Here is a 15,566-nt window from a genome sequence, read left to right as displayed (position 1 = left end):
GCCATGACCCCTGCCACGCTTCCCCGCCCTCTCACCGGACATCCGCTGGCCCTGCATAGCCGCAGCAATTTGATCGCTTCCTGTGCGCTTTCCTCGGTGCTGCTTGCCAGCGTTCTGGCTACCTCACCAGCTCACGGCCAGGAACGCGACGAATTCCGCGTCTGCTGGTCGATCTATGCCGGCTGGATGCCCTGGGCCTATGCCGACCAGGAAGGCATCATCGATAAATGGGCCGAGGAGTACGGCATCAGCATCGATGTCATCCAGGTCAACGACTACGTCGAATCGATCAACCAGTTCACCTCCGGAAACGTCGACGGCTGCGCCATGACCAACATGGATGCACTGACCATCCCCGCCGCCAGTGGCGTCGACTCCACCGCACTGATCATCAACGACTACTCCGACGGCAACGATGGCATCGTGCTCAAGGACAGCGACGATCTGGCCGACATCGAAGGCCGCCGCGTCAACCTGGTGCAATTCAGCGTTTCTCACTACTTCCTGGCTCGCGCCCTGGAAAGCGTCGGCCTTACCGAGCGTGACATCGAGACCGTCAACACCTCGGATGCCGATATCGTCGGCCTCTTCTCCAGCGACAGCACCGAGGCCGTGGCAGCCTGGAATCCCCAGCTCAATGCCATCGCCGAGATGCCCGACAGCCACGTGGTCTACACCTCCGCCGAAATTCCCGGCGAGATCCTCGACATGTTGGTGGTCAACAGCGACACCCTGGCCGCCAACCCCGATTTCGGCCATGCCCTGGTCGGTGCCTGGTACGAAGTCATGGAGTTGGTCGCCGCCGACGATGACGCGGCGCTGTCGATCATGGCCGACGCCGCCGGCACCGACCTCGATGGCTATCGTGCCCAGCTAGAGGCCACCCACATGTATACCGACCCCGCCGATGCCGTGGAATTGCTGGAAAGCGACGACCTGCTCGAGACCATGCAACGCGTCGCCGAGTTCAGCTTTGAACATGGCCTGCTCGGCGACATGGCCCCCTCCCCCGAAGTGGTCGGCATCGAAACCCCCAGCGGCGTATACGGCGACGAGGGCAATATCCAACTGCGCTTCGACCCGAGCTTCACCCAGGCCTATATCGACTCACGACAATAAGCCAATCGTCAGGACGACATGCGCTGCCCGTGGTAGCGCATGCCTTGCGACTCTCACCTGACGCGGAGCCCATATGAAACGCCTGATCAACCTCACGCCGTCCAAGGGTGGCCGCTGGCTGTTGGGGCTACTGCCCTTCCTGCTGCTGGCAATGATCTATCTCGCCCTGTCCAATGCACGCCTGGCCGAGAACCCCAATGATCGACTGCTGCCGGCACCGGCCACCATGGCCCAGACCTTCTACAACCTGGCCACCGAAGAGAACGTCCGCACCGGCCAGATCATCCTGTGGGCGGATACCGTGGCGAGCCTCGAGCGGCTGCTGATCGGCGTCGCCATCAGTGCGCTGATCGGCCTAAGTGTAGGCATCGTCAATGGTGGCTTGCCGCTGGTACGTGCCAAACTCTCGCCACTGGTCACAGTGGTCTCGCTGATCCCACCGATGGCGATCCTGCCCATCCTGTTCATCGCCTTCGGTACCGGCGAGATGGCCAAGATCGCGCTGATCGCAATTGGGGTGACGCCCTTTCTGATTCGCGACCTGCAGGGCCACGCCCTGCGCCTGCCCGACGAGCAGTTGATCAAGGCCCAGACCCTCGGAGCCAGCTCCTGGCAGGTGCTGACCCGAGTGCTGCTGCCGCAGCTCACACCTCGTCTGCTCAATGCCACCCGCCTGGCACTGGGCACCGCCTGGCTGTTTCTGATCGCCGCCGAGGCCATTGCCTCTCAGGAAGGACTCGGCTATCGAATCTTCCTGGTGCGTCGCTACCTGTCGATGGACGTGATCCTGCCCTATGTCGCCTGGATCACGCTGCTGGCCTTCCTGCTCGACCAACTGCTGGCCTGGATCTCGCGACTGGCCTTCCCCTGGTACCACGCCGGCGAGGGGGACACGTCATGAGCCTGCTGCAAGCCAAGCGCCTGGAGAAGCACTACGGCAGACACGTGGTGCTCGAAGGGCTCGATTTCAATGTCGAGGCCGGCGAATTCGTCACCCTGGTGGGTGCCTCGGGCTGTGGCAAGACCACCTTCCTCAAGATACTGCTCGGTACCGAGAGCGTCTCCCGCGGCGAGCTGCGGCTCGATGGCCAACCGATCCCTGGCGAGCCGGGTCCGGATCGCGGCGTGGTATTCCAGAAGTACTCGGTGTTTCCGCACCTCAGCGTGCTCGGCAACGTAATGATCGCCGAGGAGCTACGCGACTCGAAGCTGTTGGGCAAGAGCTTTGGCGCGGCGCGACGCCGAGCCCGCGACAAGGCGATCACGCGCATCGAGGAGGTCGGTCTCGGCCGTGCGCTAAAAAAGTATCCCCATGAGCTTTCCGGCGGCATGCAACAGCGCCTGGCCATCGCCCAGGCACTGATGATGCGTCCACGCATCCTGCTGCTCGACGAACCCTTCGGTGCCCTGGATCCAGGCATTCGCCAGGACATGCAGAGCCTGATCACCCGCTTGTGGCGCGAACAGCAGTTGACCATCTTCATGATCACCCACGATCTCAAGGAAGCCTTCGCCCTCGGTACCCGGCTATGGGTATTCGACAAGACACGCCACGACCCCCAGGCACCCGAGGCCTTTGGTGCCACCATCACCTACGACCTGCCGATCAGCGAGCGTCAGCCACCGGAGGATCTCCCGGCCCGACTCGCCGCACGCGGCATCCAGACGCTTGCACAGGAGACGCTGCCATGAGCACCCCCTCACGCCATGCTGACGACAGCAAAACGCTCTACACTACCCACCTGCCCGGCGGCCACCACTGGTCGCTGCGCCTGCGCCGTGGCACGACGCTGAGCCTCACCGCCCAGGAGGCGGACACCAACGTCGGACTGCTCTGCTACAACCCCGAGAACCCGCTCGAACGCCTCAACCTGCCCGACACCCTCAAGGCCCAGCACACCTTCAAGCTGACCCGTGGCCACTGTCTCTACTCCGACATGGGTCGCATCTTTGCCTCTATCGTCGAGGACGACCTCGGCTGGCACGACAGCGTCGGCGGCAACCTGATGCCTCACCATCTGCTGGAGAAAGGTTGGCAACCGTTGAGCTACCAACAGGCCCGCAACGACTGGACCCGCACCGGCTTTGATGCCTTCCTGGTCGAGCTGGCCAAATACGGACTGGGCAAGCGCGACCTGGCCGCCAACCTCAACCTCTTCTCGCGGGTGGCGAGCGACGACCAAGGGCGGCTGCGCTACGTGTCCGGCCACTGCCAGCCCGGTGCCAGCGTTACCCTGCGCCTGGAGATGGACACTCTGATGGTACTGCACACCTGCCCCCACCCCCTCGACCCCAGCCCCGACTACCCCCGCCGTGGCGTAGACATCGCGCTGGGCACCGCACCGCCGCCCACCGAGGATGATGACTGCTACCGCTCGCGGCCGGAGAACGCCCGTGGCTTCGAAAACAACCGTCTCTACCATCTCGGCCTGTAAGCGAGGACGCCCATCATGATCATCGCCAGCACCCTGCGCCCCGAAAACGCCGTGCACCGCACCACTGTCGACGCCGGCGACCACTTCATCGGCATCGTCAAGGCCGGCCAGACCCTGCGCATCCGCGACCTCGAGGGCAACCAGGCCGCCGACACCCTGTTCTTCAACGCCCATGACACCGCCGAGCGCTATAGCGCCATGGACACGGTGCGCGAACAAGGCGCGCTCTATCTCACCGCCGGCTCCCGGCTGCTCTCCAGCGAGGGCAGGCTGTTGCTGACCATCACCGCCGACACCTGCGGCCGCCACGATACCCTCGGCGGCGCTTGCGCCAGCGAGAGCAACACGGTGCGTTACGACCTGGAGAAGCGCCACATGCACTCCTGCCGCGACAACTGGATGCAGGCCATCGCCGACCACCCCGAATACGGCATCACCAAGCGCGACATCACCCATAACATCAACTTCTTCATGAACGTGCCGGTGACTGCCGAGGGTGGCTTGACCTTCGAGGACGGCATCTCGGCGCCGGACAAGTACGTCGAGATGCTCGCCGCCATGGACGTGGTGGTGCTGGTCTCCAACTGCCCACAGCTCAACAACCCGTGCAACGGCTATAACCCGACGCCCATCGAGCTGCTGGTGTGGGATTAGGAGGTTAAAGAGAGACTGCTTGGGACATAGACAGGGGTGGCCGCCCGTTTCCGGCGCCGCTCGTGGCTCGCAGTTCATCGACTCGCTCCCTGGGGACGACCTCAGTTGGCGCTGGAAAGATGCGGGACGACCCGCACCATCTATGGACAAGACACATGTTCAGCAAGGTCCTGATTGCCAACCGCGGCGCCATCGCCGCACGCATTCTGCGTACCCTGAAGCGCCTCGGCGTCGGCTCGGTCGTGGTCCATGCCGAGGCCGACCGCGACGCTCCCTACGTCCACCAGGCCGACGAGGCCTACTCGCTGGGCGAGGGCGCCGCCGCCGACACCTACCTTGACATCGACAAGTTGCTCGACATCGCCCGCAAGAGCGGCGCCCAGGCGGTGCACCCCGGCTACGGTTTCCTCTCCGAGAACACCTGCTTCATCGAGGCCTGCGAAGCGACCGGACTGGCGTTCCTCGGGCCGACCGCCGCCCAGGTATGCGACTTCGGCCTGAAGCACCAGGCCCGATCTCTCGCCGAGCGTGCCGGGGTACCGCTGGTCCCTGGTTCAGGCCTGCTGGACAGTGTCGACCAGGCGATTCGCGAAGCCGAACGTGTCGGCTATCCGGTGATGCTCAAGTCCACCGCCGGCGGCGGCGGTATCGGCATGCAGGTCTGCGACGATGCGCGAGCGCTCGAGCGTGCCTTCGACAGCGTCAAGGGTTTGGGCCAGCGCAATTTCGGTGATGATGGCGTCTTCCTGGAGGCCTATGTTCCCCATGCTCGCCATCTCGAAGTACAGCTGTTCGGCGACGGAAAAGGCACGGTCGTGGCGCTCGGCGAGCGCGACTGCTCCACCCAGCGCCGCCACCAGAAGGTGATCGAGGAGTGTCCGGCTCCCGACTTGCCCGACACGGTACGCCGGGAACTGGCCGCCACCGCGGTGCGCCTCGGTGAGATCGTCGACTACCGTAGTGCCGGCACCGTGGAGTTCATCTATGACGCCGACCGTCAGGCCTTCTACTTCCTTGAGGTCAACACCCGGCTACAGGTCGAACACGGCGTCACCGAGCAAGTCTGGGGCGTGGATATCGTCGAGTGGATGGTACGCCTGGGGGCCGGTGAATTGGGCGACCTCACCACCTTGACCCACGACCTGACACCACGTGGCCATGCGCTGCAGGCACGGCTCTACGCCGAGGAACCCGTCCACGACTTCCGCCCCAGCGCCGGGCTGCTCACCGAGGTACGGTTTCCCGACACTGATGGCCTGCGTATCGACCACGCTCTCGAGGCGGGACTCGAGGTATCGGCGCTGTTCGACCCCATGCTGGCCAAGGTGATCGTGCATGCCGACGACCGCAACACCGCCATCGAGCGCCTGAGCGAGGCGCTGGACGCATCGAGCGTCTACGGCATCTCCACCAACCGCACCTGGCTCGCGCACGCGCTGCGCGATGACCGCTTCCGGCGCGCCGACATCCACACCCGCTGGCTCGCGGATCTCTACTGGGCACCGCCGGCCATCGAAGTGATCGCGCCGGGGACGATGACCACCATCCAGGATCACCCCGGCCGCCAGGGCCACTGGGACGTCGGCGTACCGTCCTCCGGCCCCTTCGATGACTGGTCATTCCGCCTTGGCAACCGCCTGCTCGACAACCCCAGCGATACCGCCGGACTGGAGATCATCCTCACCGGGCCAACGCTCGTCTTTCATCGCGCCACCCAGATAGTGCTCGCTGGCACCAAGATACCAGCCACGCTCGACGGCGAAGCGGTGGATTTCTGGCAGGTGCTCGACGTACCCGCTGGAGCGTCACTGTCGCTCGGCCAGGTCCAGGCCGGTGCCCGTGCCTACCTACTGGTGCGTGGCGGCATCGACTGTCCCGCCTATCTCGGCTCGCAGTCGACCTTCACCCTCGGCCAGTTCGGCGGCCATGGCGGTCGCGCCCTGCGCAACGGCGATATGCTCGACCTGCCCAAGCTCGAACCGACCGCACCGCGCGCGCTCGAGGCCGACCTCATCCCGACATTCGGCAACCCGGGAGCAGGCACGACCTGGGAGGTCGCCGTGCTCTACGGCCCCCACGGTGCACCTGACTTCTTCACCGAGAGCGACATCGACACCTTCTTCGCCCACCAGTGGGAAGTACACTATCATTCCAGTCGCACCGGCGTGCGCCTGATCGGCCCGCGCCCAGAGTGGGCCCGCGCCGACGGCGGCGAGGCTGGCCTGCACCCGTCGAATATCCACGACAACGCCTACGCCTTCGGCACCATCGACTTCACCGGCGACATGCCGGTGATCCTCGGCCCCGACGGCCCATCGCTGGGCGGCTTCGTCTGCCCGGCCACGGTGGTACGCGCCGAGCGCTGGAAGCTCGGTCAGTTGGCCGCCGGCGACAGGGTGCGCTTCGTGCCGGTGAGCCTGGCCACCGCGCGAGCGCTGGAAGCGCGTCAGCAAGCGCTCCTCGACACGCTTACGCCGCAGCCCAGCGTGCCGCTTCGCGAGGAGCGCGGCAGCCCGGTGCTACGCGAGGTGGCGACCGAGGCCGTCGCCGAGCGGATTCTCTATCGCCGCGCCGGCGACGACTTCCTGCTGATCGAGTTCGGCGCCATGGAGCTGGACATCGCACTACGCTTCCGGGTTCACGCCTGGATGTTATGGTTACGCGACAATCCGCTATCGGGTCTGCTCGAACTCACCCCCGGCATTCGTTCGTTGCAGGTGCATTACGATCCCACGGTGCTGCCCCTGGACAACCTGCTCGCGCATCTGCAGCGTGCCGAACTCGAGCTGCGCGACGTCGAGACCCTCGAGGTCGAGGCCCGGGTGGTGCATCTGCCGCTCTCCTGGGACGACCCCGCCTGCCAGGAAGCCATCGACAAATACCAGCGCTCGGTGCGCCCGGATGCCCCCTGGTGTCCCAGCAACCTGGAGTTCATTCGTCGTATCAACGGGTTGGATGACGTCCGACAGGTCCGCGATATCGTCTTCGACGCCAGCTACCTGGTGATGGGCCTCGGCGACGTCTATCTCGGTGCGCCGGTGGCCACACCACTGGACCCGCGCCAGCGTCTGGTGACCACCAAGTACAACCCGGCACGCACCTGGACCGCCGAGAACTCGGTGGGCATCGGCGGCGCCTACCTCTGCGTCTATGGTATGGAGGGCCCCGGCGGCTACCAGTTCGTCGGTCGCACCCTGCAGATGTGGAACCGCTACCGCAAAACCGAGCACTTCGAGAATCCCTGGCTGCTACGCTTCTTCGACCAGTTACGCTTCTTCGAGGTCAGCCACGAGGAACTGACGCGGATTCGCCGCGACTTCCCCCATGGCCGCTATCCACTCGAGATCGAGACCACTCGCTTCCGCCTCGCCGACTACCAGACCGAGCTGGCACGCCACGCGCTGGCGATCGATGACTTCCGCCGCCGTCGCGAGACCGCCTTCCAGGCCGAGATGGCGGCCTGGCGGGCCAACGGGCAGTTCACCTTCGAGGATCAGGCTCCCGAAACCGCCGAGGCCGCCGAACTCAGCGACGACGAGACCGGCATCGACAGCCCGGTCACCGGCAGCCTGTGGAAGTTGCTGGTCGGCGAGGGCGATACGGTCGAGGCCGGGCAACCCGTCGCGCTGGTCGAATCGATGAAGATGGAGGTCGAAATCACCGCCCTCGAAGCCGGCCGTGTGGCACGGCTGCCGATTCAGGAGGGGGCCGCCGTGGCGCCGGGCCAGCCATTGGTGGTACTCGCCCGCCGCGAGGAGGAAGTCTCATGAACACCATGCATCGCGACTCCCGCCTGGAGAATTTCCAGGCCATTCCGGTGATCGACATCCAGGGCCTGCGCGACGACGACCCGGCAGCACGCCAGGCCGTGGCTCGCGAGCTCGGTCGGGCCGCCCGCGAGGTCGGCTTCTTCCAGATCGTCGGCCATGGCCTCTCCCGCAAGTTGCGAGAAGGGCTGATCGAGCAGGCCAAGGCGTTCTTCGCCCAGCCGCTGGAGGCCAAGATGACCCGCTATATTGGCCAGTACCCCCATCATCGCGGCTACGTACCCCAGGGCGAGGAGGCTCCCGACCCCACCAAGCGCGACCTCAAGGAGGCCTTCGACCTGGCCTTCGAACTGCCCGAGGACGACCCCGAGGTACGTGCCGGCACGCCGCTGCTCGGCCCCAACCCCTGGCCGGATCTCGACGGCTTCCGCGAACCCGTCGAGCGCTACTACCAGGCCACCTACCAGGTCGGCCGGGCGTTGATGCGCGGTTTCGCCCTGGCGCTGGAGCTGCCCGAGAGGCACTTCCTGCGTCATGTGAACAAGCCACCCAGCCAGTTGCGGCTGATCCACTACCCCTTCGATGCGCATGCCGAGGACGTGCAGGGCATCGGCGCGCATACCGACTACGAGTGCTTCACCCTGCTGCTACCCACCGCACCGGGGCTGGAGGTAATGAACGGCGCCGGCGAATGGATCGAGGTGCCCTACCGAGATGACGCCCTGGTGATCAACATCGGCGATATGCTGGAGATCTGGACCAACGGCGAGTTCGTCGCCACTTCGCACCGGGTGCGCAAGGTGAAGGAGGAACGCTACGCCTTCCCGCTGTTCTTCGCCTGCGACTATCACACGACCGTGGCCCCGCTGCCCGAGCTGGTGGCCCGTCACGGCGGAGGGCCCCGCCATGCCCCGCTCAAGGCCGGCGACCACCTCTACGCCCAGACCATCCACACCTTCCGCTATCTGCAGCAGCGCCTGGAACGCGGCGAGATCGCCCTGCCGAAAGGGGCGCGGGACATCGGCACACTCGGTCAGCATGGACGGCACAAGGAACCCGACACATGAGCATCGCCTGGCCCACAGTGCCATCACGCTATTGCGGCGTATGGCAACGCACCTTGTACGCCGAGCCCGCCGCGCCACCCCATGGTGTCCGCGACACCACCTCTCGGGTGGTGTGGTTACAGACCGCGAGCTGGCACGCCGATCTGCGTCTGACCGTCGAGCGGCCGGACTTCAACGGCATCAGCGGCCTCGATGGCTGTAACCGTGAACAGTTGCTGTGGCTGGCCGACCTGACTGCCTTCGCCGGTCTGACGCAGGTCGACGCTTCGTTTGAGACACCACCCGGGGGCGAGTCGTGCACCTGGCACCGTGTTGCAGACCTCTTACCGAGCCTGGAGCGGGACAGCGGCATCATGCATTTCGATGGCGACAACACTCTGGAAGAGCGTCACCCCAGTGGTCGCTATTTGGAGCGCTGGGAACGGCTGGCGAATGGAAACCGCGACGAGCACCTGGCCTTCGATGCCCAAGGGCGTCCGGTCTGGCTACAGCTCGGCGACCACGCCGTGGCCATCGCCCATCGCCCGCCGGGCGCCGACGCCGCCACCCTGTATACCCACCTGAAGGACCTGAACGATGCAGCCCTGCGCTGGCGCGCCGGCCTGCGCTTCGACTACCTGCGCCGCGATGCAGAGAGTTGGCGGGTGGCGCTCTCGACCCACCCCTGGCGAGTAGGCCTGTGCCTGCCGTCACCTGTTGCCGACTGAACCCGTTGACTGAACCTATATTGATGAGGGCCTGCCATGATTACCCCACGCCTGGACATCACCTCCCTGCATGCTGCCTACCACAGCGGTGAACTGACACCACATCAGTTGATCGACACGCTGCTGAGCGAGGCCGCGACACGCAGCCATGACCCGGCCTGGATCACCCGCCTCTCCCACGAGCAGCTCGCTCCCTATCTCTTGCGCCTGGAAGGCGAGTCGCCGGGCAGCCTGCCGCTCTACGGCATTCCCTTCGCCATCAAGGACAATATCGACCTGGCGGGCATCCCCACCACCGCCGGCTGCCCGGCCTTCGCCTACACACCCGACAAGCACGCCTTTGTCGTGGCCCGGCTGATCGAGGCCGGCGCCATCCCACTGGGCAAGACCAACCTCGACCAGTTCGCCACCGGCCTGGTCGGCGAGCGGGCCCTGGATGACTACGGCGTACCCGGCAACGCCTTCGATGCGGACCATATTCCCGGCGGCTCCAGCAGCGGCTCGGCGGTGACGACCGCCCAGGGTCAGGTCAGCTTCGCGCTGGGCACCGACACCGCCGGTTCCGGTCGCGTGCCGGCCTGCTTCCATAACCTGTTCGGCGTCAAGCCAAGTCTGGGGCTGCTCAGCACCCGCGGCGTAGTGCCGGCCTGTGCGACGCTGGATACCATCAGCCTGTTCGCGCTGAGCGCCGACGACGCCAATACAGTGTTCAACGTTGCCAACGCCTTCGACCCGGAGTGCGCCTGGTCGCGGCGTCACGATTTTGCCGTGCATGGCCAGCGCTATGGCCGGGCGCCTGCACGCTTCCGTTTCGGCGTGCCCTTCGAGAGTCAGTGGCAAACCGACGGCGACTATACCGCCGGTATGCACGCCGCCATTGCCAGGCTAGAAGCGCTGGGCGGCGAGAAGGTCGAGCTCGACTGCACCCCGCTGCTCGCCGCCGCCCGACTGCTCTACGAAGGGCCCTGGGTGGCCGAGCGTTTTCATGCCATTCGCGAGTTGCTGGAAAGCGCTCCCGACGCCGTGCACCCGGTAACGCGCCAGATCACCGAGGGCGGCGCCACGCCGCTGGCCGTGGAGGCCTTCGACGCCCGCTACCGGCTCGCCGAGTACAAGCGCCAGGCCGACACCTTGATTGCCCAAGTGGATCTGATGCTCGCCCCCACCACCGTGACCCACCCCACCAAGGCGGAGGTGGCGGCGGACCCCATCGGTGTCAACTCGCGCCTGGGTATCTGGACCAACTTCATGAACCTGCTCGACTACAGCGCGCTGGCCGTGCCCACCGGGTTCACCGACGCCGGCCTGCCGTTCGGCGTGACGCTGTTCGGTCCGGTCTTCGATGACCTGACGCTGCTCTCCCTGGGCCGCGCCCTGGAGGCACGGCTCGGGCTGCCGCTGGGCGCCACCGGGCTCGAGCGACCCGCACTCGACCATCTCGAACCGGCCCGCGACGGTACCCTGGAGCTGGTGGTGTGCGGCGCCCACCTCGACGGCCTGCCACTCAATCATCAGCTCACCGAGCGCGGCGGCATGCTGGTCGAGGCGACCTTGAGCGCGCCACGCTATCGTCTGTACGCGCTGGCCGGCGGCCCACCGGCCCGCCCGGCGATGGTCCGAGACGAGACCCATGGCACCGCCATCGACGTGGAAGTGTGGCGCCTGCCCATCGAGACGGTCGGCAGCTTGCTGGCCGGCATTCCGGCACCGCTCGGCCTCGGTCGGGTGGAGCTGGCCAGCGGCGAGTGGAAGACCGGCTTTATCTGTGCGGCAGGGGCACTTCATGAGAGCGGCGAGGCGCGGGATGTGACCGAATACGGTGGCTGGCGGGGGTGGCTAGCGCAGAGCTAGCGATATCATCTGGCGTTCCAAGTCGCGCAGGCCACTGGCCGCCAGTGGTGATCCCCGACCGTATCGATGCTGCCCTGCTCGACTGGCTGACTGGAACGCGCCTGCAAAAGGTCGTGGTACTGCATATCAACCATGCCAACGAGATCAATCAGGCCGTGATCGGCGCCTGTCGATATACCGGACGACGAGGCCCGCGAACTGGTCGCGGGCCTGAGGGGGCAACTGCCTGGTTTCCTGATGCCCCGCCTGGTGCGGGAGATCCCCGGCGAAGCCAGCAAGACGCCGCTTCAGCCGGTAACCACGGGGCGAGCAGCACCGGGGACAGGTCGGAGAGGAGGTCTTTTTCCAGGGAAGGAAAAAGTAGCGTCCCGGGATGGGTTTACGGCGCCTCCTCGTAGACCTGTCGCCGGATCAGCTGCCGGCCGGTTACTTCACCTCCGCCAAGCTCTCAGCGGTCACGTTAGCGGCCGGCGCCTGGGTGGAGCGGTAGCGGTTGATCGCGCTCACCACCGCCTTCATGGAAGCGGTCGTGATGCTCTCGTCGATACCGACACCGAATATCGCCTCGCCCTCGATACGCACTTCCACATAGGCGATCGCCTCGGCATCGGCACCCTGGCCGCGGGAGTGCTCGTGATAGTCGATGATCTCGACATCGTTGCCCTCGGCCGCCAGTGCCCGGACAAAGGCCGCCAGGGGGCCGTTGCCCTCGCCGTGAAGGGTCAACCGCTCGCCCTGCTGCTCGACCTGGGCCTCCAGATGAATCCTGGGGCTGTCGGGCTCGGAGGAGAGCCGATGACTGACCAGCGCCATGGGCTCGCGCTTTTCGAGATACTCGTCGGCGAAGGCCTGGTAGATCATTTGGGAGGTAATCTCCTTGGCCGTACGGTCGGCCACTTCCTGCACCACATGACTGAACTCGATGGAAAGCCGGCGCGGCAGTTCGATGCCGTGCTCCTGCTCCAGCAGGTAGGAGACGCCGCCCTTGCCGGACTGGCTGTTGACGCGAATCACCGCCTCATAGCTACGCCCCACGTCCATGGGATCGATGGGCAGGTAAGGCACCTCCCAGACCGCTTCCGGATTGACCCGGCGTACCGCCATGCCCTTCTTGATGGCGTCCTGATGCGAGCCGGAGAAGGCGGTGAAGACCAGGTCGCCCACGTAGGGGTGACGCGGATGCACCGGCAGCTGGTTGCAGTACTCCACCTCGCGCATGATCGGCGTGATGTTGGAAAAATCGAGGTTGGGGTGCACGCCCTGGGTGTAGAGATTCATGGCGAGCGTCACGATGTCCACATTGCCGGTGCGCTCGCCGTTGCCGAACAGCGTACCCTCGACCCGATCGGCACCGGCCATCACCGTCAGTTCGGCAGCCGCCACGCCGGTGCCACGATCGTTGTGGGGGTGAACGCTGACGATCAGGCTGCCGCGATTCTTCACGTTGCGGCAGAACCACTCCACCTGGTCGGCGTAGTTGTTGGGCGTCGCCGCCTCCACGGTTGCGGGCAAGTTGACGATCATCGGCTTCTCGGCCGTGGCGCCGTAGGCCTCCATCACCGCCTCCACCACCTCCTTGGCGAAGTCCATCTCGGTCGTGGTGAACAGCTCGGGTGAGTACTGGAAGGTCCAGTTGGTCTCGGGGGCTTCGCTCATGCGCTGCCGGATCTGCCGGGTGGCATCCACGGCGATCTGGGTGCACTCGGCCTTGTCGACATTGAACACCACCCGGCGAAAGACCGGGTCGGTGGCATTGTAGACGTGAACGATGGCGTTCTTGGCACCCTTGAGGGATTCGAAGGTCCGGTCGATCAGGTGCGGCCGAGCCTGGGTCAGGACCTGGATGGTCACGTCGTCGGGCACCTTGTCCTGCTCCACCAGTGCCCTGACGAAATCGAAGTCGGTCTGGGATGCCGAGGGAAAGCCGACCTCGATCTCCTTGAAGCCGATCTTGACCAGCAGGTCGAAGAAGCGCTGCTTGCGCTCATGATCCATGGGATCGATCAATGCCTGGTTGCCGTCGCGCAGATCGACACTGCACCACAGCGGTGGTGTCTCGATGCGCTTGCTGGGCCACTGGCGATCAGGCAGATCGACAGCGACGAAGGGGCGGTACTTGGCGGCGGGGTTATCGAGCATCATGGCGGCATTCTCCCTGGACTGGCGCTCTGGCGTTCAAGATGTGGGGGTTCGGCATCATGGAGGTGTCAATCATGCGAGGGGACCGAATTCGCGACCTCGCGCGGAAACGGAAGCGCCCCGGCTGCACGAGGCATTCCGGGGCGCTGGCGCCAGTAGCACGGTGGCTCCCGCGACCGGTCACGATCACGTCAGAACAACAGCTGCTACGGACAAGAACTGGGAAGGATGACATTTCGATACCTCAACTGACCTGGACAAGAAATCGCGATGCACGGCACATCGCCCGGCGCGTTCAAAGGCCGGTTAGTAGTCGTAGGTCCAGGCTGAGGTGGTGAAATGACGGTTTCATGCCTCTAGAAAATCAGTCTGTGGCACCCTTGTCAAGCCTGGGCGTGATGTCTTGGCTCATGGCGGGGCGATTTCGGCCCTGCGCCACCAGTCCAGAAGCGCCTGTGGCACCGACTCTTCGGGCACGGTTTGCGACCAGACGACCGTTCCCCTCTCATCCACCACCTTCACGCAGAGTCGGCGACGGTCAGCGGCATCCCTCGATATCGCCCCACCGTCACGGGGCAATTCCCTCAACAGGGACTGTAGTTCGCGAAGCTGCTCCTCGCTGCACCGCGCGCAATACACGCAGCGCGGGCGCGCCAGCCCGGGAAAATGGGCAAGACCACCCTCGCGGCTCAGGCGCAGCACGCTGCCCGGCGTCAGAGCCGGTGGCTCACCCGGAATGCTCCGTGTCACGGCAACACGCCAACGGATCGCCAGGCATCGCGTATCGCCTCGACTTCCTGGCCGGAGGGGCCGAACCGTCTGGCGGCGTTGTCCCGCGTCAACTCGGCAAACGCAGCGAAATCGCTATCGTGCGTCAGTCGACGATCGACCAGGGTGTCGTACCACACCCGCCCCGCGCGCTCCCAGGCATGGCCGCCCAGGGCCATGGCAACCAGATGGAAGGCATGATTGGGAATGCCCGAGTTGATATGCACTCCGCCATTGTCCTCATGGGTCTCGACGAAGTCGTCCATATGCCCGGGTTGCGGATCACGGCCCAGCAAGGGGTCGTCGTACGCCGTTCCGGGCTCGGCCATGGAGCGCAGGGCCCGCCCGGCGACACGCTCCGTGAACAGGCCCTCGCCAATCAGCCAGTCGGCTCGTTCGACGTCCTGCTCCAGCTGGCGCTGCTTGACCAGGCTGCCGAACACATCCGACAGCGACTCGTTGAGGGCCCCGGCCTGATAGGCATATTCCAGCGCCGCCTCATGCTGGATGACACCATGGGCCAGTTCATGGGCGATGATGTCGATGGCAATGGTGAAGCGATTGAAGAGCTCGCCGTCACCGTCGCCGAAGACCATCTGGTTGCCGTCCCAGAAGGCATTCTCGTAGTCCTTGCCATAATGCACGGTCGCCAGCAGCGCCATGCCCCGGTCATCGAGGGAGTGCCGCTGGTAGACCTCCCAGAACAGGCGGTAGGTGGCGCCCAGGCCCTGGTAGGCCTCGTCGATGGCCGGATCGCCGCTCTCGCCGTCTCCCTCACCGCGCACCAGCTTGCCGGGCAGTACCTGCTGATGCTCCGCCGAATGGACATAGCGAGCCGGCTCGCCCCGCCGCAGGCTGCCCTGGGGCAGCGCTACCGCCCCGGTGCGGGCGCGAAACCGGCTATCGACAAGTAGCGTCTGGCGCGCGCAATCGCGCAATCTCAGGCTCCCGCCGCTGACGACTCGCTCAAGCAGATAGGGCGGCAGAAAAGGCCTTGCCGCCAGTGGGCTCGAAGTGGTCATCCCTTCCTCCTCTTCCCTTGTCGGGCACCGGCCTCGT

12 protein-coding genes and 1 pseudogene are annotated in these 15,566 nt (G+C 65.4%); 10 read left to right on the top strand and 3 right to left on the bottom strand.

Going from position 1 to position 15,566, the window contains the following annotated elements; genetic code table 11:
- The first annotated feature begins 3 nt into the window (after positions 1-3).
- The 10 genes and pseudogenes from C1H69_RS16020 to C1H69_RS24195 form a co-directional block, all read left to right on the top strand.
- Entirely contained in the window at positions 4-1,119 is a 1,116-nt protein-coding gene (locus tag C1H69_RS16020; RefSeq protein WP_102654380.1) for a putative urea ABC transporter substrate-binding protein, read from the top strand.
- 73 nt (positions 1,120-1,192) lie between these two features.
- A complete protein-coding gene (locus C1H69_RS16015; RefSeq protein WP_102654379.1) occupies positions 1,193-2,020 on the top strand; it encodes an ABC transporter permease in 828 nt (275 codons plus the stop codon).
- Entirely contained in the window at positions 2,017-2,811 is a 795-nt protein-coding gene (locus C1H69_RS16010; RefSeq protein WP_102654378.1) for an ABC transporter ATP-binding protein, read from the top strand. Before C1H69_RS16015 ends, C1H69_RS16010 begins: the two co-directional genes overlap by 4 nt.
- Positions 2,808-3,554, top strand: a complete 747-nt coding sequence (locus C1H69_RS16005) for an urea amidolyase associated protein UAAP1 (RefSeq protein WP_102654377.1) — start codon at positions 2,808-2,810, stop codon at positions 3,552-3,554. The genes C1H69_RS16010 and C1H69_RS16005 overlap by 4 nt, the downstream gene beginning before the upstream one ends.
- A 15-nt stretch (positions 3,555-3,569) precedes the next feature.
- Entirely contained in the window at positions 3,570-4,208 is a 639-nt protein-coding gene (locus tag C1H69_RS16000) for an urea amidolyase associated protein UAAP2 (protein ID WP_102654376.1), read from the top strand.
- Between the two features lie 155 nt (positions 4,209-4,363).
- Positions 4,364-7,978: an urea carboxylase gene (gene uca / locus C1H69_RS15995; RefSeq protein WP_102654375.1), complete on the top strand. Its 3,615-nt coding sequence runs from the start codon at positions 4,364-4,366 to the stop codon at positions 7,976-7,978.
- The gene (locus C1H69_RS15990) at positions 7,975-9,042 is read left to right on the top strand and encodes an isopenicillin N synthase family dioxygenase (RefSeq protein ID WP_102654374.1); all 1,068 of its coding nucleotides are present in this window, start codon (positions 7,975-7,977) and stop codon (positions 9,040-9,042) included. The genes uca and C1H69_RS15990 overlap by 4 nt, the downstream gene beginning before the upstream one ends.
- Entirely contained in the window at positions 9,039-9,749 is a 711-nt protein-coding gene (locus C1H69_RS15985; RefSeq protein ID WP_102654373.1) for a hypothetical protein, read from the top strand. The genes C1H69_RS15990 and C1H69_RS15985 overlap by 4 nt, the downstream gene beginning before the upstream one ends.
- A gap of 36 nt (positions 9,750-9,785) precedes the next feature.
- Positions 9,786-11,600, top strand: coding sequence for an allophanate hydrolase (gene atzF, locus C1H69_RS15980; protein ID WP_102654372.1), 1,815 nt, complete (start codon positions 9,786-9,788; stop codon positions 11,598-11,600).
- Positions 11,601-11,641: 41 nt separating this feature from the next.
- Positions 11,642-11,888 (top strand): annotated as a pseudogene (locus C1H69_RS24195) (EF-P beta-lysylation protein EpmB); the annotation flags it as partial.
- Positions 11,889-12,026: 138 nt separating this feature from the next.
- On the opposite strand, the gene leuA reads toward C1H69_RS24195, so the two are convergent.
- The 3 genes from leuA to C1H69_RS15965 form a co-directional block, all read right to left on the bottom strand.
- Positions 12,027-13,742 (bottom strand): 2-isopropylmalate synthase, encoded by a 1,716-nt coding sequence (gene leuA, locus C1H69_RS15970; RefSeq protein ID WP_102654371.1) that lies wholly within the window; start codon positions 13,740-13,742, stop codon positions 12,027-12,029.
- A 405-nt stretch (positions 13,743-14,147) separates the two neighbouring features.
- A complete protein-coding gene (locus C1H69_RS23310) occupies positions 14,148-14,489 on the bottom strand; it encodes a protealysin inhibitor emfourin (protein ID WP_133154991.1) in 342 nt (113 codons plus the stop codon).
- The gene (locus C1H69_RS15965) at positions 14,486-15,529 is read right to left on the bottom strand and encodes a M4 family metallopeptidase (protein ID WP_205738512.1); all 1,044 of its coding nucleotides are present in this window, start codon (positions 15,527-15,529) and stop codon (positions 14,486-14,488) included. The genes C1H69_RS23310 and C1H69_RS15965 overlap by 4 nt, the downstream gene beginning before the upstream one ends.
- Between the last annotated feature and the right edge of the window lie 37 nt (positions 15,530-15,566).

Origin of the sequence: Billgrantia endophytica, assembly GCF_002879615.1 — a bacterium.
GTDB classification, from domain to species: Bacteria; Pseudomonadota; Gammaproteobacteria; order Pseudomonadales; family Halomonadaceae; genus Halomonas; species Halomonas endophytica.
This window is presented reverse-complemented; position numbering and strand designations above follow the sequence as displayed.